Here is a 21,514-nt window from a genome sequence, read left to right on the forward strand (position 1 = left end):
AGGCCCTGCCCGGGCCGGCACGAAATGGCGGGCTGCTCGGGTGACGGGGAGACAGGCCCCGGCGCGTCGGCAGTGACACACCGGGACCCGTCCTCAGGTCACGCCGCCGGGCGGTAACCGGCGGGGCGGCTCGTGAAAGAGCCACGACCGTGGGTACGGCTGAGCAGCCGCGTCGCATAGCCGAAGAGCTCGGCGAGGGGCACGAGCGCGGTCACCGTCCGTACCCCCGAATCGGTGACCTGGCCCCGCCGGGCCGCGAGATCGCCGAGGACAGCGCCCAGGGTCTCGGCCGGTGCGCTGACCGTGATCTCGGCGACCGGTTCGAGGATCACCATCTCGCAGGCGCTCAGCGCCTCGCGCAGGCCGAGCTTGCCGGCCGTGCGGAACGCCAGCTCCGACGAGTCCTTCGGATGGGTCTGCCCGTCGGTCAGCGTGACCCGCAGGCCGGCCACCGGATGACCTTCGAGCGGGCCCTCGGCGAGCGCCTCCCGGCAGCCCGCCTCGACCGCGCGGATGTACTCGGCCGGGACGCGGCCACCGGTCACCGCCGAGGTGAACGTGAAGCCCTCGCCCGGCGCGACGTCCAGCACGACGTGCGCGAACTGGCCGGACCCGCCGTCCTGCTTGACGTGCCGGTAGAGCGACCCGGTCACTCCACGATGGACGGTCTCGCGGTAGGCGACCCGCGGCCGGCCCATGGTGATCACCAGGCCGGTGCGCCGGCGAAGCTTCTCCACGGCCACCTCCAGGTGCAACTCACCCAGACCCGAGAGCAGGGTCTGGCCGGTCTCCGCATCGACGCGGACGGTCAGCGACGGGTCCTCCTCGGCCAGCGCCGCCAGTGCCTGCGGCAGGCGCTGGCCGTCGGCTCCGGTGCGCGCCTCGACGGCGACCGACACCAGCGGGTCGGTGATTCGCGGGGCCTCCAGCAGCACGGGGTGCGCGCGGCGGGAGAGGGTCGCACCGACCTGGGCGGACTTCACCCCGGCGACGGCGACGATGTCACCGGCCGTGGCCCGGTCGATCTCGGTGTGGCGGTCGGCCTGGACCCGCAGGATGCGGGCGATGCGTTCGGCGCGGCCGGCGCCCGCGTCCCACACGGTGTCCCCCTTCGTGATCGTGCCGTCGTAGACGCGCAGGTAGGTGAGCCGTCCGGTCCTCGTGGTGTGCACCTTGAAGACGAGGGCGGCGAGATCGCCGCCCGCCGGGGCGGGCGCCGGCAGGTAGTCGACGATGGCGTCGAGCAGGGGCTCGATGCCCTTGTCGCGGTAGGCGGAGCCGCACAGGACCGGGACCGCCTCGCCTTTCAGCGTCAGGTCCCGGATGGCCGCGCGCAGGGTCGAGTCCGAGATGTCGCCCAGTTCCTCCAGCGCGGCCGGGTGCAACTCGGCGACCTGCTCCTCGAGAGCGCGGCGTGCCCGGGCCACCTCCGGCGACATCTCGGTGATCACGGACGGGTCGCCGTCGACCCACGCGCGCCTGCCGACCAGGTCGATCACGCCGCGGAACTCGTTCTCGGCACCGATCGGCACCTGGACGACCAGCGCGACGACGTCCAGCCTGTCGCGGATGGACCGGACCGCCGCCGGGAACGACGCACCCGCACGATCGAGCTTGTTGACGAAGGCGATCCGCGGGACGCCGTACCGATCCGCCGTCCGCCAGACCGCCTCGGACTGCGGCTCCACACCGGCCACGCCGTCGAACACGGCGACCGCGCCGTCCAGCACACGCAGCGAACGCTCCACCTCGTCGGAGAAGTCCACGTGCCCGGGGGTGTCGATCAGGTTGAGGCGATGACCGGCCCAGTCGCAGCTGACGGCCGCGGCGAAGATGGTGATGCCACGGTCGCGCTCCTGCGGGTCGAAGTCGGTGACAGTCGTACCGTCATGAACCTCGCCCTTCTTGTGGGTGGCGCCGGTGGTGAAGAGGATGCGCTCGGTCAGAGTGGTCTTGCCGGCGTCGACGTGGGCGAGAATGCCGAGATTGCGGACACGCATGATGGTTCGTTCTTTCGAGGCCGATCGGTCAGGGACGTGCGCCTGCCCCACCACCGGCGAGAGAACAGCCGTGCGGTCAGGAACGTCCAACCCCGGTGGCGCGGCCGGGGCCGGGCACACCAGACACGAGGATCAGGTCGAATCGCGACACGGGGGTCCACATGATCGGGTCCCCCTTTCCAGTCGTGCGGTCGGGTCGAAAGCTACTCGGCGCGCGCCGCGACGGCGACCGATTTACGGTGAGGTCGTGGGCGTTCTCGTCGCGGTCCTGGCGATCATCGTCGCGGTCCGGATCTGGGCGCGGACCGGGCCCGGCTGGGCTCAGCCCGTCACCGGGCCGCTCGCCGCCGCTCTGCTGGTCACGGTCTCCGGCCTCACCTCGGCCCAGGCGGGGCTCCGGCTTTCCGGTTTCTGGTACGGCCTGTGCGGGGCCACGATCATCGCCATGGGGTACGCCGTCGCGGTGCGGCTGCCCGCGGCCCGCCGGTTCTTCCGCACGACGTACGACCGCCCCTGGTACACCGCGCTCGTCTCGGTGCCGCTGGCCACTGTCGTCGTCGAGGAGGTCGCGTTCCGCGGCGTGCTGTGGGGGCTGATCGACCGTGATCACGGCCCGGTCTGGGCTACCGGGGTGACCGCCCTGCTCTTCGGCCTCTGGCATCTCGCCCCGGAACGGCCGTGGACCGACGCGCTCTTCACGGCGGTGGCCGGAGTGGTGCTCGGAGTGCTGCGGGCGCTCGGCGGTGGACTGCTCGCGCCGGTGCTCGTGCACTGGGCCGCCGACGGGCTCGGTGTGCTCGCCGCGGCTCGCGTTTCCCGCTCCCGTACCCAGCGAAGTTGATCAGTGGGGAGGGCCACAGTCGGGTGGTCGATAAATGGGCGGTGAGCACGTTGTACGGCGTATAGGCTCGCGGCCGAGACACGGCGGGTCAGGGGGTTGCACCCGCCGGGATCTGCTGACTTTGGAGTTTCCTTTGACTAGCCAAGCCGAGGCAGCGCCGGCCAAACTCGACGCCGCCGTTCTCAAGATCGCCGGGGTCGTCGTCCTCGGCGCGATCATGTCGATCCTCGACATCACCGTGGTCAGCGTCGCGCTGCCCAAGTTCCAGGAGACGTTCAACGCGACGTATGCCGAGGTCGCCTGGACGATGACCGGGTACACCCTGGCGCTGGCCACGGTCATCCCGCTGACCGGCTGGGCCGCCGACCGCTTCGGCACCAAGCGCCTCTACATGACCGCGCTGCTGCTGTTCACCATCGGCTCCCTGCTCTGCTCCACCGCCGACAGCATCGGCCAGCTCGTGGGTTACCGGGTGCTCCAGGGCCTGGGCGGCGGCATGCTGATGCCGCTCGGCATGACGATCATGACGCGGGCCGCCGGCCCGGACCGGATCGGCCGGTTGATGGCCGTGCTCGGCATCCCGATGCTGCTCGGCCCGATCGGTGGCCCGATCCTCGGCGGCTGGCTGATCGACGTGGCCAGCTGGCACTGGATCTTCCTGATCAACCTGCCGATCGGCGCGATCGCGCTGGTCTACGCGTGGTGGGCGCTGGCCAAGGACAGCCCGGAGCCGTCCGAGTCGTTCGACTTCCTCGGCATGCTGATGCTCTCCCCGGGTCTGGCCTCCTTCCTGTACGGGGTGTCCTCCATCCCCGGCGAGGGCACCGTCACGGCGACCAAGGTGTGGCTGCCGATGCTGGCCGGCGTGCTGCTGGTGGTCGCGTTCATCCTGTACTCGTTCAAGCCGAAGCATCCGCTGCTCGACCTGCGGCTGCTGCGCAACCGGAACCTGACCGTCGCCACCGTCACCCTCGCGGTCTTCACCATCGCGTTCATGGGCGCCGGGCTGCTCTTCCCGAGCTACTTCCTGCAGGTGCGCGGCGAGTCGACGCTCCACGCGGGTCTGCTGATGGCGCCGCAGGGCATCGGCGCCATGGTGACCATGCCGATCGCCGGCATGCTCGCCGACAAGGTGCCGGTCGGGCGGACCGTCCCGTTCGCGCTGCTGCTGATCGCGGCCGGGTTCTTCACGTTCACCCAGGTCGGGACGGACACGTCGTACGTGCTGCTGTGCGGCTCGCTGTTCGTGATGGGCCTCGGCATGGGCGGCACCATGATGCCGATCATGACGTCGGCGCTGAAGACGCTCACCAACCAGGAGGTGGCGCGCGGCTCGACGCTGCTGAACATCCTGCAGCAGATCGCCGGCTCGGTCGGCACCGCGCTGATGTCGGTGATCCTGACCAACCAGCTCAACGAGTCAGCGGTCATCCCCGGCTTCAAGAACCCGGCCGACGGCAGCGCGGTCACCGAGGCCGGCGCCGCCATCGCCGCCCAGCAGAACCCGGCCATCGCCCAGCAGCTCCCGCCCGATCTGCTGCAGCGCGGCCTCCAGTTCGTGGCGGACTCGTTCGCCACGACGTTCTGGGTCGGGTTCGGGCTCACGTTGCTGACGCTGATCCCGGCGTTCTTCCTGCCGCGCAGGCGCCAGGCGTCCCAGCTGACCGAGGCGGACGCCGCCGCGACGCCGGTCATCATGCACTGATCGCCCGTTTCCGGCTTCTCGTTCGGTGGCGCTCCCGGTTCCCGGGGGCGCCACCGTCGTTTCCGGCATGCGGGATCGGGTCACGCTCCTCCCGGCCGGCTGTTCGCGGCCGCCGGGGCGAGCCACGGGTCGAGCGGTCCCGCGTTCGGCGGCGGCCTGCGGCTCGTCCACCGAACGCGGGACCGGCCGGAGCCGTTCGTTAGGCGATCACGCGGTCGGCGGTGAGCTTGCGGGACGCGCCGGCGAGCAGGGTGCGCAGCCGGGCCGCGGGTAGCGGGACGCCCGGGCCCGCGGCAGGCAGCTGCGGGGGAGTGCCGGAGCGCAGCGCTTCGGCGAACTGTGCCCAGGCGCTCCTGATGGCGTCGGGGTCGGCGGCGTACGGCACGGTGTAGGCGTCGGTCTCGGGTTCGAAGCGCCAGCTCTCGGCCAGCGGGCCGGCGTCGACGGTGCCGAAGCCGAGCCGGCTGATCAGCTCGGCGGCGCCGGCCTTGGCCTGCGGGTCGTCGCCGGCGATGGGCAGCGCGGTGCGGTCGACCGCGCCGGCCGGGCGCGCCAACGCGGGGATGTGGTGGTCGCTGATGTTGTTGAAGGCCTTGACGAGCTTCGCTCCGGCCAGGTGCTGTTGGACGAGTTCGCTGGTGGTGACGTCGCCGGAGTCGAGGGCGGGGAGGTGACCGTCGCGCGTCGCGTAGTAGTTGCTCGTGTCGAGCACCACCTTGCCGGCCAGTTCAGCGGCAGGAAGCTGCCGGTATGCGGCGAGCGGGATGCTGACCACCACCCAGTCGCCGGCTCGGGCCGCTGCCTCCGGGGTCGCGGCACGGGCCCGTGGGCCGAGTTGCGCCACTGTCGCGGCGAGAGTCTCCGGGCCGCGGGAGTTGGCCAGGACGACGTCGAGACCGGCCCCGATTGCCTGCCGGGCGAGGGTGGTGCCAATGGCGCCGGCGCCGATGATGCCGAGTGTTGCCATGAAAGGTCTCCTCATCTCGCGGACGGATCGTCCGCCGGTGGTGCGGAAGTCGAGCCAGGGTGGTGCCCGGACCAGTGACTCGATCAATCGGAGCGACTGCTCCGCCTGAAGCTAGCATCAAACGGAGCGCCTGCTCCTGTCGTCCGGGTCACAAACGGAGCGTGTGCTCCGGCAGGTGGGTCATGTCGTAGGCTGGACGCCGTGACGCTCGCCGACCATGCCGCTCCCGCGCCCAGGCCCGGCCGCCGCGCCGACGCCGAGCGCAACCGTGCCGCGATCATCAAGGCGGCCGGTGAGGTCTTCGCCGAGTGCGGTGGCGGTGTGGACGTCCGGGAGATCGCCCGGCGCAGCGGTGTCGGCATGGGCACGCTCTACCGTCACTTCCCGACCAAGGACGCCTTGCTCGTCACCGTCCTGGAACGGCAGTTCGACGCTTGGCTCACCGACGCCTACCAGTGGGCGGTGGCCACCGAGGATCCCTGGCGCGCCCTCACCGGTTTCTTCGAGCAGTTGCTCGACACCCAGGCCGGCAACCGCGCCGTCGTCGAGAGCTTCGCCACCACCGGTGGCCCCAGCGATGCCTGCGTCCAGCGCTGCTACGCGATCATCGACGAGCTACGCACCCGTTGCGTGGACGCCGGAGTTCTGCGCTCCGGCGTCACCACCGAGGACCTGTTCCTGCTCAGCGGCTCCGTGAGCCAGGCCGTCCTGACCACCGCGGACAGCCACCCCGGCAAGTGGCGCCGCCTGCTACGCATCTCGCTCGACGGCCTCAGCAGCCGCAACACCGAACCTCTGCCCGAGCCCGGCGTGGGTACTGACGCGCGCGTCTAGCCGGGGACTCGGCAGGCGCACCAGCGTCCACGGTGGCATCACGGGCCGCTGATTTCGCCTGCCCGCCGGGCGGAAAAGGCTCATTGCTCTTGCTGCCCGCTTGCTTTTGCTGCCCGCGCGATAAAGATCGAATGGTGCTGATCGGAATCGGTCGGTAGAGAGATCTTTTCCTGATGATCGAATGTGGGACGTGAGTGATGCGAGGAATGAAAAGCGGTAAGAATGTGAACGCGAATGTCCGAAAAGTCAGTACTTAGTAGGTTTTGAATGTAATTTACAGCGGGTGTCGGTGGGATTACTTCCCCGTTTCGGGCCCCGGATTCGTTGATCTGGTGGACTTGCCTCCGTCGAACGGCCGACAGAACGTGCACGGAGCGTTTCAGGCGGTTACTTTATGTAGGTGTCCCGTGCTCGTCGGCGTGGCACGAATGTCTTTTGAGCTGCGCCGCGCCGTACTGTTAAAGATCTTTATCGGATCGACTTGTTCGGTGCTCGCAGAATGGGCCACGAGTCATCTACAAATTAGTGCGTCGAGCGTTCCAGACGGGGTCGGCGCCCGGCCACGAGCCGGGCCCATCGACGAGGGTGGTGTGATGATCCGGGTCCTGGTGGTGAGAGACGAGGGGTACTTCGGCGTCCCTGTGCGAACGTTCCTGGAGACCGAACCGGACATGCATTACGTCACCACCCTGCCGATCAACGGCGACCTGGCGCCGCGCGCCGCGCAGTTGTGGCCCGCGGTGATCGTGATCGACACGGAGTACATGGTGAGCCAGGTCCTGCCGATGGCCGACGCGCTGCACACGGCGATCCCGTCCTGCGCGATGCTGCTGCTGTGTGACCCCTCCAAGCGCGGGATGCTCCCGCCCCGCCGGTGGAACGGCGGGCTGAACTTCCTGCTCAAGAGCGCCGCGTCGTCATCCCTGGCGGAATCGGTGCGGCGGCTCGCGGCGGGCGAGCGGGTGGTGTCGCCGATGCTGCAGGCCGCCTCACTGAACACCGACCGCGGCCTGAGCACGCGCGAGCTCGAGGTGCTCGGACTGGCTGCCGAGGGCGAGTCGGTGAAGGAGATCGCCGGTCGGCTGTACCTCTCCGGCGGCACGGTGCGGAACTACCTGTCCGCGGTGATCGCCAAGACCGGAGCCCGTAACCGCCTGGACGCCATCCGGATCGCCCGCAAAGAGGGCTGGCTCCGCTGACCCCCGTAAACGCCGCGTTGGGACCGCCGCGTTGGGGCCACCGCGTTGGGGGGCGTTGGCTTGGGAGCGCCGCGTTGGGACCGCCGCGTTGGGGCCGCCGGGTTGGGGCGCTGTGGTTGGGGCGCCGCGTTGGGAGCGTCTGGTCGACCTGCACCAAGCGTGCTGGGCTCGCTGCGGTAGGCCGACGCGAGGTGGCGCCGGGTGCGGGCCAGCGGCGCGGCTTGCGGTTCCGGCTGGTGCTCACGGGTGTTTCCGGCTCGGGATGCGACCGTGAGTGCCAGCCGTGCGGGTTGGGCTGGTGCTCAGGGTTGTTTCCGGCTCGGGATACGACCGTGAGTGCCAGCCGTGCGGGTTGGGCTGGTGCTCAGGGTTGTTTCTGGCTCGGGATACGACCGTGAGTGCCAGCCGCGTGGGTTGGGCTGGTGCTCAGGGTTGTTTCTGGCTCGGGATACAACCTTGAGCGCCAGCTGGCGACCGCGACCGGCGGCACCCACCGGAAGCCGGCACCCACCTGGCCTGGCAATCCTCCTGGACCACGCCGAGACCGTGAACGGCGTCAAGAATCGTGCCGCGGCACCCACCTGGCCTGGCACGCCCCCGGCTCAGGCTGCGCAGACAGGACCCGCCCTCCCAGGGGGGCCACCGCCTCTGCCGTCAGTGTGACGTGGGGGCGGGTGATTGTGTGGGTGGGCTGTGGATGAGGCGCTCGTGTGGACAACTGGCGCGGGGGCCGGGTTTTGGGGTAAGGGCGCCCCGCCACCGACGTCGCCCTGGAGGGTTTCGCGTTCTGGCCGGCCACGGCCTGCGAAGCCCGTAAGGGTCCCCGCGGGAGCGGCGGAGAGGACCACAGCGGAGAGAGGACCTGAAGACCGTGAAGTTGATCGTGGTGGGGTGAAGGTCGAAGCGCGGGGCGGCGGGATCGGGTCGCGTAGCGTGGGTTGCGATGCGTGCTGAACAGTTCGAGGTGCCGGCGTTGCCGGTGCTGCTGCCGCTGGGTGGCATCCTGATGGTGCTGTCCTGGCTGTGGTTGCGCAGGCGGGGGCGGTTGACGGTCGGCCGGCTCCTCGCAGCGTGGGCGCTGAGCTGGTATGCGGTGGCGGTGCTGGGCGCGACGATGCTGCCGATGCCCATGTCCTGGGGGCCGGATGCCGGGCCGCCCGCGACGTATCGGATTCTGCTGATCCCGACGCTGGCGATGCGCCGCCGGGATTTCGTGCTGAACCTGATGATGATGTTGCCGCTGGCCGCGCTGCTGCACCTGAACTTCGGGATCGTGGAGAAGCTGCGGGTGGTGCGGATCGGGTTCTTCGTTAGCCTGGGCATCGAGGTCACGCAGCTGGTGCTGATCCTGACCGTGCACGGTAACCGCTGGGCGGACGTGAACGATCTGCTGTCGAACACCATCGGGACGATCTTCGGGTACGTGGGGTGGCAGTGGATCGTCCGCCGTCTGATCAGGGAACCGGTGCGGTCAGGGTGAGCCGGTCGTAGACCTGTCCGACGGCGGCGGCCAGGTGGTCGGCGTGGTAGCGGGGGCCGGCGGTGCGGGCCGGCAGGCGCGCGCCGCGTCGTTCGGCGAGGCAGAGGACTTCGGCGCGCAGCGTGCGCGGCAGTGATTCGCGGTCGTGCGGGGAGAGCCGGTGGGTGCCGCGGACCGGGACGCGGGCGGCGGCGCGTTCTTCCAGTGGCGGGCATGCGGCGTAGATCGCGGGCAGGCCGGCCGCGATCGCCTCGAGGACGGCCAGCCCCCAGGTGTTGCGGTCGGGGGAGGCGAAGACGTCCATCGCGCAGAGCATCTCGCGCGGGTGCCGGACCGTGCCGGCGAACAGGACGCGGTCGGCGACGTCCTCGATGATCGCGAGCTGTTGCAGGGCGGGCCGTGCCGGGCCGTCGCCGACCAGCAGCAGGACCGCGTCCGGCACCTCGGCGACGGCGCGGATCAGCAGGTCGAGGCGTTTCGCCGGGGTGAGCCGCCCGGTGACGCCGATGACCGGCACGTCGTCGGTGACGCCGAGCCGGGCCCGGGTGGTCGCGCGCAGCGCGGGGTCGAAGCGGTATTCGGACGGGTCGATCGCGCGCGGGATGGTGACGATCCGCTCGCCGGGGACGCCCCAGCCGCGCAGCCGGTCGGCGATCGTCGTGGTGGCCGCGATCGTGAGCTGGCCGAGCCGCTCGCTGAGCAGGTAGAGCGGGCCGAGCCGACCGGCGCCGGGCCGGCCGAGGTGATGTTCGGTGGCGACGACGTGCGGGACCCCGGCGAGTCGCGCGGCGATCCTGCCCTGCACGCACGCGCGGTAGAGGTGGGTGTGCACGAGGTCGTAGTGGCCGCGGCGGATCAGGCGGCGCAGCCGGACGATCGCCGCCACGTCCCGGTCGCAGGCCGTGCTCAGTTCGTGGACCGGGGTCCCGCCGGCCCGGATCGCGCGGCCCTCGGTGCCGACCGGCGAGAGGGTGACGACCTCGCTGTCGTGCGGCAGCCGGCGCAGCAGCAGCCGGAGCTGATGTTCGGCGCCGCCTTCCGCCGCGGTGCTGATCACATGGAGCACCCTCATCGTCGCCCCCTGGTCGCATAGTCGACAGAACGCTTGCGGCGGCTCCTGCGAGAACGGTCCCGGAATGGCGGGTGAAGTAAAAGTCGCAGATGTCATCTCTAATGTGATGATCCTTCACCATCAATATGACATGGTCCGCCGAATGGCCGGAACTGCGGGGCCGAATGGGGCCGAAAATTGATGATCGAGGGGCAGTCCTGCGCGAATATCAGAACGTGAGGATTGCTCGCATAGCGCATGACAATTGCTACTGCACCGGCTCGCCGGTAGCTGGAACGCTGAAAGTCGCGAATAGCCCTTAATCGACTGGCGACTGGCCGAAAACGGTTTTCCGGCGGCCGGGTTCATTGTGCAGGATCCACGGCCGGTTGCTGCCGGCATCGTACGAGGGGGATTTCCATGCGAAAAGACCCGGCTGCCGGCGCGTGGCCAGGCCGGGCAGTGCCGTGGATCCGCACGGTGCTGCCCGGCCGAGCCGCTCGTGCGGGCGCCGACGCCCTGGCCCTGGCCACCGCCCTGCTGATCGCGACCCTCCTGCGGCACGACGGGCACGTGCGGTGGCTGCACGGCGGTGAGCTGGCGGAGCTGTCGCTGGTCGCGGCGCTGGTGCACACGGCCGCCGGAATCCGGTTCGGGCTCTACACCGGACGGTGGTCGTACGGCTGCTTCGAGGAGATCCTGGCGCTCGCCAAGACCGCGGCGGTCACCACGCCGATCGTGTTCGTGCTGGACACGCTGCTCGGGCGGCTCGTGCCACGCTCGGCGATCATCGGGGCGGGGCTGATCGGGCTGGTGCTCGCGGCCGGCGTCCGCTACGCCGTACGGCTGCTGCACGACCAGCGGCTGCGACCGCGCCCCGAGCCGGGGGGCCGGGTCGTGGTGATGGGCGCCGGGGAGGGCGCGACGCAGGTGATCCGGGCGATGCTGCGCAGCCCGTCCAGTCCGTACGTCCCGGTGGCCCTTCTCGACGACGACCCCGCGAAACGCACCCTGCGGATCATGGGCGTCCCGATGGCCGGCAACCGGCACGCGATGGCCGAGGTGGTGCGCCGCTTCCACGCCGACACCGTGGTGATCGCGATCCCGAGCGCCGACGCGCCGCTGATCCGGGCACTCACCGACCTGGCCGAGCCGCTCGACGTCGACGTCAAGGTCGTGCCGCGGGTGGTCGAGCTGTTCGGGCGGACCGTGCGGGTCGAGGACATCCGCCCGGTCAGCCACACCGACCTGCTCGGCCGCCGGGAGATCGCGATCGACCTGGCCGCGGTCGCCGGTTATCTGCAGGGGCGGCGCGTGCTGGTCACCGGGGCCGGCGGCTCGATCGGCTCGGAGCTGTGCCGGCAGGTCGCCCAGTTCGGCCCGGCCCGGCTGGTGATGCTCGACCGCGACGAGTCCGGCCTGCACGCGGTGCAGCTGTCACTCGACGGCCGCGGCATGCTCGACGACCGGAACCTGGTCGTCGCCGACATCCGCGACCAGCAACGACTCGACGAGGTCTTCGACGAGCACCGGCCGCACGTGGTCTTCCACGCGGCGGCGCTCAAGCACCTGCCGCTGCTGGAGATGCACCCGTCCGAGGCGCTCAAGACCAACATCATCGGCACCTACCAGATCCTGCAGACCGCGATCCGGCACAACGTCGACCGCCTGGTCAACATCTCGACCGACAAGGCCGCCGACCCGTGCAGCGTGCTCGGCTACTCCAAGCGGATCACCGAGCGGCTCACGGCCGCGGCCGACGCGGCGGCGCCCGGGACGTACACCAGCGTGCGGTTCGGCAATGTGCTCGGCAGCCGCGGGTCGGTGCTGACCGCGTTCGCGGCACAGGTCGAGGCGGGCGGGCCGATCACGGTCACCGACCCGGAGGTCAACCGCTACTTCATGACGGTGCAGGAGGCGGTCCGGCTGGTCGTGCAGGCCGGCGCGCTGGACAGTCACGGCGAGGTGCTCGTGCTCGACATGGGCGAGCCGGTGCGGATCGCGGACGTGGCCAGGCGGATCGCGGAGAGCGCCGGACGGCACATCAAGATCGTCTACACCGGACTGCGCCCCGGCGAGAAACTGGCCGAGGTGCTGCTCGGGCCGGGCGAGCCCGATCACCGGCCGAACCATCCGCTGATCTCGCAGGCGCCGGTGCCGCCGCTGGACGGCGCGGTGCTCTCGCTGCTCGACCCGTCGTCGCCGCGGGCGGATCTGATCGCGGTGCTGCGCTGGCTCGCGGAGAGCCCGGCGCTGCCCGGCCGCGTCGCGCCGCCGGCCCCCGCGCCCCGATCCGGCGGCCGCGGCGGCAAGCGCCAGGCCGAGTTCACCATGCGCCTGGGACGCCACCCATGAGCCGGACCCGGAAGGACAGGAGCACCACCATGCGCGTCGTCATCGCGGGCCAGGGCTATGTCGGGCTGCCGCTTGCGGTCCGCGCCGCCGAAGTGGGACACACCGTGGTCGGCTTCGACGTCGACGACGAGCGGATCAAGCGGCTCGCGGCCGGTGAGTCCTACGTCGACGACATCACCTCCGAGCAGCTCCAGCAGGTCCTCGCCGGTGGGAGGTTCCTGCCGTCGTCGGACCCGCGGGCCTGCGCCGGGTTCGACATCGCGGTGATCGCGGTGCCCACGCCGCTGCGCGACGGCACCCCGGACCTGCGCCACATCGAGGCCTCGGCCCGCACCCTCGCCCGGTACCTGCGCCCCGGCGCGACCGTCGCGCTGGAGTCGACCACGTATCCGGGCACCACGACCGAGCTGGTCGCGCCGATCCTGGAGGAGGGCTCGGGGCTGATCGCCGGCGAGGACTTCCACCTCGGCTACAGCCCCGAGCGCATCGACCCCGGCAACCGGCAGTGGCACCTGGCCACCACCCCGAAGGTCGTCTCCGGGATCAACCCGGCGTCGCTGGCGAAGGTGCAGGCGTTCTACGCCTCGGTGGTGGAGACGACGGTGCCGGTCTCCGACCCGAAGGTGGCCGAGCTCGCGAAGCTGCTGGAGAACACGTTCCGGCACGTCAACATCGCGCTGGTCAACGAACTCGCGGTCTACGCGCACGACCTGGGCATCGACGTGTGGGAGGCGATCGACGCGGCGTCGTCGAAGCCCTTCGGGTACATGCGCTTCGTCCCCGGCCCGGGTGTGGGCGGCCACTGCCTGCCGATCGACCCGTCCTACCTGTCGTGGCGGGTGCAGCGCACGCTCGGGCAGAGTTTCCGCTTCGTCGAGCTCGCCAACGACATCAACAACCACATGCCCGATTACGTGGTACGCCGGCTGGCCGTTGCCCTGAATCGGCACCGCAAGGCGCTGAACGGGTCGACGGTTCTGCTGCTCGGCCTGGCGTACAAGAAGAACAGCGGTGACGCCCGTGAGTCGCCGGCCCGCCGGGTCGCCGCGCTGCTGCTGGAGATGGGCGCCGAGGTCCGCGCCGCCGACCCGCACGTGGTCGAGGACGCGCACGTCGATCAGCGGCTCATCCGGGTCGCGCTGACCGCCGAGCAGGTGGCCGCCGCCGACGCAGTGGTCCTGCTCGCCGATCACGACGCCTTCGACCTGGACCTGGTGGTCGAGCACGCCCGGTACGTGCTCGACACCCGCCACCGCCTCACCGGAACCACAGTGGAATCGATCTGAAGGGGGAAATCGTGGCCCTCCTGCGCCCGATCTGGAACGTCCTCAATCAACTCGTCGCCCTGATCGCCCTGGTCCTGCTCTCGCCGCTGATCCTGGGGGTCGCCCTGTGGGTCCGGATCGCGGACGGCAAAGGGGTGCTCTTCGTCCAGGACCGCGCGGGCCGCGACGGCAAGCCGTTCCGGATGCTGAAGTTTCGGTCGATGGTGCACGACAGCGTGGCGATGAGCGCGCGGCTCGGCATGGCCGACCCGTTCGGCCTGCTCGAGAACGACCCGCGGATCACCAGGTGCGGGCGGATCCTGCGCCGGACCAGCCTCGACGAGCTGCCGCAGCTGGTCAACGTGGTGCGCGGGCAGATGAACCTCGTCGGGCCGCGGCCGGACGTGCTGCCCCAGGTCGCCAACTACTCGCCGGAGGACGCGCGGCGCCTGGAGGTCCGGCCCGGGATCACCGGCTGGGCGCAGGTCAACGGGCGTGACGACATCGACTGGCCGGCCCGGTTCGTGCTGGACCGCTGGTACATCGACCACTGGACGCCGTGGCTCGACCTGAGGATCGTCTGGCGCACGGTCGCGGATCTGCGTCGCGGCGAGCCGCCGGTGCACGTGGACACGCTCAACATCGGGCGGGCCGCCGGCGACAACACGCAGGACCTGAGCCGTGCTGCCTGAGACGTCCCGGGAGATCGGGTCGGAGTTCCACTGGGACCCGTCCGCCCTGCTCGGCGACGTGCGGGGCGGCCTTCCGGGGTGGGTCCCGCAGCGGCGGGAACTCTTCGCCACCGGGTGCGGGGCGTTGCGCGCGGTGGTCCGGCAGCTCGCACCGGCCGGGCGGCTGCACGTGCCGTCGTACTTCTGCATGGGCGTCGCCGAGTCGCTCGCCGACCTGCTGCCGGTGACCTTCTACCGGCACCTGCCGGACGGGCGCGGGCCGCGGTGGGAGACGCTGCGGGTGCGGCCCGGGGACATCGTGCTCGCGCAGAACCTCTTCGGCGGGGAGGACCAGGCGCCGTGGACCGCGTGGATCAGGGCACATCCCGGCATCCCGGTCGTCGAGGACCACTCCCACGACCCGTTCAGCACCTGGGCGAGGAACAGCATCGGCGCGTACGTCGTCTCGTCGCTCCGCAAGACGCTGCCGCTGCCCGACGGCGGGCTGCTGTGGTCGCCCGCCGGGCGTGACCTGCCGCGACCGGAGGGGCCGGAGAGTGCCGGAGCGGGACAGAAGCTCGCGGCGATGCTGCTCAAGGCGGGGTGGCTGGACGGGCAGCCGGTGCCCAAGGAGACGTTCCGCGCGCTGCAGCGGCGCGGCGAGGGTGAACTGCTCGGCAGCGCGGGGCCGGCCAGCACGGTGACCCGGGCGGTGCTTCCGCTGCTCGACGTGCCGGGGATCCGGGCGGCGAGCCGGGTGAACGCGGTGGCGCTGCGGGAGGCGCTGCACGGGCGTACGGGAAATCTCACGGTCCTGGGTCTCTCCGGCGACGAGGATGTCGCGCCGTTCCGGGTGCAGCTCCTGCTACCGTCCCCGGCCGGGCGGGACGCGATGCTCGAACGGCTTGCCGCGAACCGGATCTATGCCCCGGTGCACTGGCGGCAGGATCGGCACGGATGGTGGAGCGGTGACCCGGAGGCGGCCGCGCTGGCGGACCGTTCGCTCACCCTCCCAGTTGATCATCGGTGCAGCTCAGAGGATGTTTTCCGGATGGCCGAAGTGGTCACCTCGCAGACCTCGCGCGAATCGAGGAGCGGCCATATCATCAGGGCGTGACAGCGGCCTGCACCCTCGGTGACGGCGGTCGATCGCGATGACCGGCGGTGGCTGGTTCGCGCTGGGCATCGCCGTCTTCGGCTCGCTCTGCTACGCGGCCGGCTCGATCCTGCAGGCCGTCGGCGCCCGGCGCAGCACCAGCGCGGTCAGCACGCTGGGGCATCCGCTCTACCTGATCGGCATCGCGCTGGACATGATGGCCTGGCTCGGGTCGATGATCGCGCTGCGCGAGCTCGCGGTCTACCTGGTCGAGTCGGTGCTGGCCGGCTCGCTCGCGATCACGGCGTTCGCGGCGTGGGCGTTCCTCGGCTCGAAGCTGCGCAAACGCGACGTGGTTGCCATCGTCGTGACGATCCTCGCGCTGGGCGGGCTTGCCATGTCGGCCGGTCAGCAGCACGTCGTGGCGGCCTCGCTCTCCCTGCGGCTCGGGTTCGTCGGCGCGCTGGTGATCGTGCTGATCCTCGGCTTCGCCGCCACCAAGATCGGGTCACCCGGGCTGATCGCGTCGATCGGCGGGCTCTCCGTCGGCGCCGCGGCGCTCGGCGGGCGCGCGCTGCATCTGCCCGACGACGAGATGACCACGGTCGGCTCGGCCGCGCTGGCGATCTTCAGCGAGCCGTTGACGTACGTGCTGCTGGTCTTCGCCGCCAACGGCATGATCATGTACGCGAACGCGCTGCAGGGCGGCGACGTCGGACGCGTCACCGCCGTGCATTGGACGTTCGAGGTGATCGCGCCGTCCGTGATCGCGCTGACCATCCTCGGCGACACCGTGCGGCCCGGGTGGGAACCGGTCGCCCTGGGCGCCGCACTGATCACCGTGTGCTGCGCGGTCGTGCTGGCCAGCGCGCCGGCGACCTCGACGCTGGAGGAGGGCGCGTCCGGGCCGGCCGCGCTGCCCGCCGGGGCCGAACCGCACGCGCTGCCGGCGCCGCCGCTGCCGATGCTGCCCGGCGCGCCGGGGCATCCGGTCACCGCGCTCGTGCCGCTGGAGGCGTGGCGGCTCGCCATCCCGGTCGAGGCCCGGTGGCCGGCGCTGCAGCCGCCACTGGTCCGGGGATACGGGACGATCGTCTGGTGGGGGCCGGCGTGGGCGCCGCTGCCCATCTGGGTGCCGCCGGACCGGTCGCTCGTGCCCCGCGACCGGCCGAAGATCGCCGACCGTCCACAACGGATCTGGCCCGCCCGGGTCGGCCCGCAACTGCCGGCGACCCGGCGCCCGGCCCGCCACCGCGACCTGATCATCCCGGCCCAGCGCCGGCACGAGGACCGCGACGCCGCCTGAGTTCGGCGTCGGCCGAGCGTCGGGGTGCGCGACAGCTTCCGGCAGCCCATCGCGGGACGATCTTGGGCGCATGGTCGGCCGGCTGCATGGTCGGCCGGCGGCTTGGTCCGCGGCCGCTTGGTCCGTCGGCGGTGACGGCGGCTTGGTCGCGCCGGGGGAACGGGCACAGCTCGGCGATCCGTCCGGGCCGGCAGCGCGTCCGGCGCAGCGGTCACGCCGGACAGGCGGCAGGAGCCGTGTTCGTTGTGCGGCAGGTTCCGTGTTCGATTTGCGGCGGGTTCGGTGTTCGTTTTGCGGCGGCCTTCGTGTTCGTTCTGCGGCGGATCACGGGCGGCGGGCACGGGCCGGGAAAGGGATCGTGACCAGCGCGGCAAGCAGGAGCGCCGGGGCCAGCAGCGCCGTCGGCATCACCAGACAGAGGCGCGCGGCACCTCCAGGTCCGCGATCGGCTGTTCAGCGGTTTGCCGTCGATCGGGCCGCAGGTTCCGCGCGTCACTCCGGCCGCCGTCCGCTTGCGAACCGGAACGTCGTTCCGTATCTTCGAGCGAGTCAAGCGGAACGTTGTTCCGAATGCGCGGAGCCAGTCCATCGGAACCTTGTTCCGTGTCGAAGGAGAAGTCATGAGTGTGATCTCGGTACGCCCCGTGACGCTGCCCACCCCGGGCCGCGGCGACGACCTGCCGCTGCGGGTCACCGCCCCGCTGACCGGCGACAACCTGCCCGTCATCGTCTTCTCGCACGGCTTCGGCCAGTCGATGGACGGCTACGCGCCGCTCGTCGACCACTGGAGCGGGCAGGGGTTCGCGGTCGTCCAGCCGACGCACCTGGACTCGCGAGCGCTGAACGTCACCCCGGCCGACCCGCGCCACCCCGGCATCTGGCGTCACCGCGTCGACGACCTGGTCCACGTCCTCGACCAGCTCGCCGTGATCGAGGCCGCCGTGCCCGGGCTGGCCGGACGCCTCGACCACGACACCATCGCCGTGGCCGGGCACTCCTGGGGCGCCCAGTCGGTGAGCATGCTGCTCGGCGCGCGGGTCGAGGGGGATCCGGCCGATCGCCGGGACCCGCGGGTCAAGGCCGGCGTCCTGCTGGCCCTGACCGGGACCGGCGGCGCGAACCTCACCCCGTTCGCCGCCGAGCACTTCCCGTTCATGAACCCGGACTTCGCCGGGCTGACCACGCCGTCGCTGCTGGTCGCCGGCGACAAGGACCAGTCCATGCTGAGCCCGGCCGGCCCGGAGTGGTTCACCGAGGCGTACGCGCTGAGTCCCGGCATCCGCACGCTGCTCACCGTGCACGGCGGCGAGCACTCGCTCGGCGGCATCACCGGTTACCTGAGCACGGAGACGACGGACGAGAGCCCGGAGCGGGTGGCCCTGATCCGGCGGGCCACGACGGCGTTCCTGCGCGGGGAGCCGGTCGACGCGGGGCCGCTCGGCAGCGTCGAGAACAAGTAGCGCCGCGACCGGCCGCTCCGGTCAGACCCGTCGATCCGGATGGGTCTGACCCAGCGGCCGCAGTTCCACCTTCCCGTCGAGGGTGCCGATCGCCAGGGTCAGCTGGCCGTACCGGTGCAGCACGGTGGCGCAGCGGCCGGGCGCCGGATCGCCGACCCGCTCGCCGGTCTCGGCGTCCCACCGTTGCACCGCCTGGTCGTGGCCGACGGTGATCAGCTCGGGGCGCCCGTTGACGGTCACCGCCTGCAGGGAGGCGACCGCATAGCTGTCGACCACGATCGGGGCGCCGACCGGCTCGCCGGTCACCGCGTCCCACCGGTGCAGGTCCGCGGTCGCCGCGGCGATCAGCACCCGGCCGTCCAACAGCTCGACCGAGGTGATCGCGCCGATCACCTCCTCGCCGCCGGCGTCCAGCCGGACGCCCGCCGGTGCGCCGGTGCGCGGGTTCCAGAGCGAGATCTTCCCGAACCTGTCGCCGGCGCAGACGATCGGGCCGTCGCCGCCCGGTGCGGTCAGCACGGCGATCGCGGTGACCTGGTCGGCGTGCCGGCCCAGCGGCTCGAGGCGGGCGCCGGTCCCGGCGTCCCAGCGCAGCAGGGGGAACGGCTCGCGCCCGGACCCGGCGAGCAGGGTGCCGGCCCACACGGCCATCGGGGCGGCGAGCGCGGCCCGGTCGGCCAGGTTCCCCGGCGCGCCGGTGCGTGGCTCGAACCAGGAGACGCCCTCGTCGGTGGTGACCACGATCAGCGGGTCACGCCAGCCGGTCGGGCAGACGATCAGGTCGTTGATCGTGCCGAACTTCTCCGGGACGGTGCTCAGCCGCTCGCCGGCCCGTGGATCCCAGACCTGGATCGCCGAACCGTCCCACGAGAGCAGCATGTCGGTGCCGTCCAGCGGCAGCGTCGCCAGACGCAGCGCATCGATGATCACGACCGGATGATCCCACCGATGGAGCGCAATGGGTTTTTCGACGCGCCCTGTCAGTACCGAGGGTTCATATTCGGCTCGGGTGCGAGAAGCATCGGGTGGGAGTCCACCCGACGATGGGAGAACACCATGGGCAACAGAGCCGTTGTCTACCAGGGTCCCGGTCGCGTCGAGATCCGGAACGTCGACTATCCGGCGTACGAGGTGAAGGACGGCCCCGGCGTCAACAAGCTGAACGTCGGCCGGCGCACCCCGCACGGCGCCATCCTCAAGACCGTGACCAGCAACATCTGCGGCAGCGACCAGCACATGGTCCGCGGGCGCACCACCGCCCCGGAAGGCCTGGTGCTGGGTCACGAGATCACCGGCGAGGTGATCGACGTCGGGTCGGACGTCGAGTTCGTCAAGGTCGGCGACATCGTCTCGGTGCCGTTCAACATCTCCTGCGGGCGGTGCCGCAACTGCAAGGAGCGCAAGACCGGGGTGTGCCTGAACGTGAACCCGGACCGGCCCGGCTCGGCGTACGGGTACGTCGACATGGGCGGCTGGGTCGGCGGCCAGGCCGAGTACGTGATGGTTCCCTACGCCGACTGGAACCTGCTCCGCTTCCCGGACCGGGAGCAGGCGCTGGAGAAGATCCTCGACCTGACCATGCTCTCCGACATCTTCCCGACCGGATACCACGGCTGTGTCAGTGCCGGGGTCACCACCGGATCCACCGTCTACATCGCCGGCGCGGGACCGGTCGGGCTGGCCGCGGCCACCTCGGCGTTCCTGCTCGGCGCGGCCGTCGTGATCGTCGGCGACCTGAACGAGGAGCGGCTCGCGCAGGCCCGCAGCTTCGGGTGCGAGACGGTGAACGTGTCGCAGGGCGAGCCGGCCGAGCAGGTCCAGCAGATCCTCGGCCGGGCCGCGCCGGCGATCGGCCAGCCGCTGGTCGACTGCGCGGTCGACGCGGTCGGATTCGAGGCGCGCGGCCACGGCCGGGACTCGGGAACCGAACAGCCGGCGACGGTCCTGAACTCGCTGATGGACCTGACCCGGGCCGGCGGCGGGATCGGCATTCCCGGTCTCTACGTGACCGGCGACCCCGGCGGTGTCGACGAGTCCGCGAAGGTCGGCTCCCTGTCGCTGCGGCTCGGGCTGGGCTGGGCGAAGTCGCACTCGTTCGTGACCGGTCAGTGCCCGGTGATGAAGTACAACCACGGCCTGATGATGGCGATCCTGCACGACCGGGTGCAGATCGCGAAGAACGTCAACGCGACGCCGATCCCGCTCGACGAGGCCCCGCGCGGCTACCAGGAGTTCGACCGGGGGGCGGCCCGCAAGTACGTCCTCGACCCGCACGGCATGGTCCGAGCCTGAGAGGTGGGGCCCCGCGCGCTGCCCAGGGGCGGGGCCCCCGTTCTCACAGGTTGACGCTGATCGTCAGGTTCGCGGTGTATCCGGCCGTGACCGAGCCGGTGACCGTGGCCATCTCCCGGGCCGCCAGGTCGTCCCGGAACACCATGTCGGTGGCCAGGCTGATCCGGCTCAGGTTCGTCACGCTCGCCGAGTACCCGGTCGCGCTGGAGTAGACGGTCTGCGAGACGTTCTTGGGCAGCGCGATCTGCGACGTCTTGCGGATCGGCCCGGCCCCGCTCGTCGCGGCGGCCAGCGACGAGTACACCTCGAAGTGGATGTGCGGCCACCGGCCCGCATAGCAGCCCGGGTAGATGCTGGTGAACGTCACCACCCCGGACGAGTTGGTGACCTGGATGCCGCGCAGGTAGTTCTCACCGGTCACACCCGACGAGTAGAGCGAGTACCGTCCGGCCCGGTCGCAGTGCCAGGCGTAGACGGCCGCGCCGGGAACCAGGCCGCACGCCAGGTTCTGCACGGTCAGCGAGAACTGCAACGGCACCCCCGGCGCCGTGGTCGTCGAGGTCCCGAAGCTGGACCGGATGTCACTGCGCACGATGCCGGACAGTTTCCGCACGTCCGGCCCGTTCGACCCGTCCGCCGGGTACGGTCCGGCGGTCTCCGACTCGACCTCGGCCAGGCAGGCCGCCGCGGCGGCGTCCGCCGCTCCACCTCCGGCCAGCCCGCCGCCGATCACCGCGGCGGCGCCCGCCCCGCCGGCGACGGCCAGCATCCGCCGCCGCGACATCGTCGTCAGGTCGAACCGCAGCCCCTTGTCGTGCACCTCGCGTACGTAGGCGTCGTTGTCGTGCATCTCTTCTCCTCGGGAGTGGGGGATGTGAGGACGACCGAGAGCAAAACATCGAATTCTATGAATGACCTGTGGTTGATCTCCGTTTGCCGCTTCCCGCCCCATATCTCTTGGGTCATAGCGATGGGGTACGCCGTGAGCCGCG

Annotated in this window: 17 protein-coding genes; 12 read left to right on the forward strand and 5 right to left on the reverse strand. The window is 71.0% G+C overall.

Going from position 1 to position 21,514, the window contains the following annotated elements:
• Positions 1–98 precede the first annotated feature (98 nt).
• Positions 99–2,120, reverse strand: coding sequence for an elongation factor G (gene fusA, locus Acy02nite_RS35035; protein ID WP_307872301.1), 2,022 nt, complete (start codon positions 2,118–2,120; stop codon positions 99–101).
• A 127-nt stretch (positions 2,121–2,247) separates the two neighbouring features.
• Between fusA and Acy02nite_RS35040 the strand changes: the two genes are divergently transcribed.
• Together Acy02nite_RS35040 and Acy02nite_RS35045 are read left to right on the forward strand one after the other, a co-directional pair.
• On the forward strand, positions 2,248–2,841 hold the full coding sequence (locus Acy02nite_RS35040; RefSeq protein ID WP_203751066.1) for a CPBP family intramembrane glutamic endopeptidase: 594 nt from the start codon (positions 2,248–2,250) through the stop codon (positions 2,839–2,841).
• A 133-nt stretch (positions 2,842–2,974) separates the two neighbouring features.
• Positions 2,975–4,546: a DHA2 family efflux MFS transporter permease subunit gene (locus tag Acy02nite_RS35045; RefSeq protein WP_239175471.1), complete on the forward strand. Its 1,572-nt coding sequence runs from the start codon at positions 2,975–2,977 to the stop codon at positions 4,544–4,546.
• Positions 4,547–4,745: 199 nt separating this feature from the next.
• Here Acy02nite_RS35045 and Acy02nite_RS35050 read toward each other — a convergent pair whose 3' ends face one another.
• The gene (locus Acy02nite_RS35050) at positions 4,746–5,513 is read right to left on the reverse strand and encodes an NADPH-dependent F420 reductase (RefSeq protein ID WP_203751080.1); all 768 of its coding nucleotides are present in this window, start codon (positions 5,511–5,513) and stop codon (positions 4,746–4,748) included.
• A 201-nt stretch (positions 5,514–5,714) separates the two neighbouring features.
• Here Acy02nite_RS35050 and Acy02nite_RS35055 point away from each other — a divergent pair, with 201 nt between their 5' ends.
• The 3 genes from Acy02nite_RS35055 to Acy02nite_RS35065 all read left to right on the forward strand — a co-directional run bounded on the left by Acy02nite_RS35055 (position 5,715) and on the right by Acy02nite_RS35065 (position 9,026).
• On the forward strand, positions 5,715–6,347 hold the full coding sequence (locus Acy02nite_RS35055) for a TetR/AcrR family transcriptional regulator (protein WP_203751082.1): 633 nt from the start codon (positions 5,715–5,717) through the stop codon (positions 6,345–6,347).
• Positions 6,348–6,940: 593 nt separating this feature from the next.
• On the forward strand, positions 6,941–7,546 hold the full coding sequence (locus Acy02nite_RS35060; protein ID WP_203751084.1) for a helix-turn-helix transcriptional regulator: 606 nt from the start codon (positions 6,941–6,943) through the stop codon (positions 7,544–7,546).
• A gap of 943 nt (positions 7,547–8,489) precedes the next feature.
• A complete protein-coding gene (locus Acy02nite_RS35065) occupies positions 8,490–9,026 on the forward strand; it encodes a VanZ family protein (protein WP_203751086.1) in 537 nt (178 codons plus the stop codon).
• Here the strand turns inward: Acy02nite_RS35065 and Acy02nite_RS35070 are convergent.
• Complete coding sequence (locus tag Acy02nite_RS35070; RefSeq protein ID WP_203751088.1) at positions 9,001–10,098, reverse strand: glycosyltransferase; 1,098 nt, start codon at positions 10,096–10,098, stop codon at positions 9,001–9,003. The two genes, Acy02nite_RS35065 and Acy02nite_RS35070, sit on opposite strands and share 26 nt — an antisense overlap.
• A gap of 399 nt (positions 10,099–10,497) precedes the next feature.
• Between Acy02nite_RS35070 and Acy02nite_RS35075 the strand changes: the two genes are divergently transcribed.
• The 6 genes from Acy02nite_RS35075 (at position 10,498) to Acy02nite_RS35100 (ending at position 18,230) form a co-directional block, all read left to right on the forward strand.
• The gene (locus Acy02nite_RS35075; protein WP_203751090.1) at positions 10,498–12,432 is read left to right on the forward strand and encodes a nucleoside-diphosphate sugar epimerase/dehydratase; all 1,935 of its coding nucleotides are present in this window, start codon (positions 10,498–10,500) and stop codon (positions 12,430–12,432) included.
• The gene (locus tag Acy02nite_RS35080) at positions 12,429–13,718 is read left to right on the forward strand and encodes a nucleotide sugar dehydrogenase (RefSeq protein ID WP_239175472.1); all 1,290 of its coding nucleotides are present in this window, start codon (positions 12,429–12,431) and stop codon (positions 13,716–13,718) included. Before Acy02nite_RS35075 ends, Acy02nite_RS35080 begins: the two co-directional genes overlap by 4 nt.
• An 11-nt stretch (positions 13,719–13,729) precedes the next feature.
• Entirely contained in the window at positions 13,730–14,389 is a 660-nt protein-coding gene (locus Acy02nite_RS35085) for a sugar transferase (RefSeq protein WP_203751092.1), read from the forward strand.
• Positions 14,379–15,485, forward strand: coding sequence for an aspartate aminotransferase family protein (locus Acy02nite_RS35090; protein ID WP_239175473.1), 1,107 nt, complete (start codon positions 14,379–14,381; stop codon positions 15,483–15,485). Before Acy02nite_RS35085 ends, Acy02nite_RS35090 begins: the two co-directional genes overlap by 11 nt.
• A gap of 37 nt (positions 15,486–15,522) precedes the next feature.
• Positions 15,523–16,770, forward strand: coding sequence for a hypothetical protein (locus Acy02nite_RS35095; protein ID WP_203751094.1), 1,248 nt, complete (start codon positions 15,523–15,525; stop codon positions 16,768–16,770).
• Positions 16,771–17,390: 620 nt separating this feature from the next.
• Complete coding sequence (locus Acy02nite_RS35100) at positions 17,391–18,230, forward strand: alpha/beta hydrolase family protein (RefSeq protein ID WP_203751097.1); 840 nt, start codon at positions 17,391–17,393, stop codon at positions 18,228–18,230.
• Between the two features lie 21 nt (positions 18,231–18,251).
• On the opposite strand, the gene Acy02nite_RS35105 is transcribed toward Acy02nite_RS35100, so the two are convergent.
• Positions 18,252–19,160, reverse strand: coding sequence for a WD40 repeat domain-containing protein (locus Acy02nite_RS35105; RefSeq protein WP_203751101.1), 909 nt, complete (start codon positions 19,158–19,160; stop codon positions 18,252–18,254).
• A gap of 126 nt (positions 19,161–19,286) precedes the next feature.
• Between Acy02nite_RS35105 and fdhA the strand changes: the two genes are divergently transcribed.
• The gene (gene fdhA / locus Acy02nite_RS35110) at positions 19,287–20,522 is read left to right on the forward strand and encodes a formaldehyde dehydrogenase, glutathione-independent (RefSeq protein WP_203751104.1); all 1,236 of its coding nucleotides are present in this window, start codon (positions 19,287–19,289) and stop codon (positions 20,520–20,522) included.
• Between the two features lie 43 nt (positions 20,523–20,565).
• Here the strand turns inward: fdhA and Acy02nite_RS35115 are convergent, their stop codons facing one another.
• Complete coding sequence (locus Acy02nite_RS35115; RefSeq protein WP_203751107.1) at positions 20,566–21,372, reverse strand: intradiol ring-cleavage dioxygenase; 807 nt, start codon at positions 21,370–21,372, stop codon at positions 20,566–20,568.
• Between the last annotated feature and the right edge of the window lie 142 nt (positions 21,373–21,514).

The sequence above is a fragment of the Actinoplanes cyaneus genome, assembly GCF_016862095.1.
Taxonomy (GTDB): Bacteria; Actinomycetota; Actinomycetes; order Mycobacteriales; family Micromonosporaceae; genus Actinoplanes; species Actinoplanes cyaneus.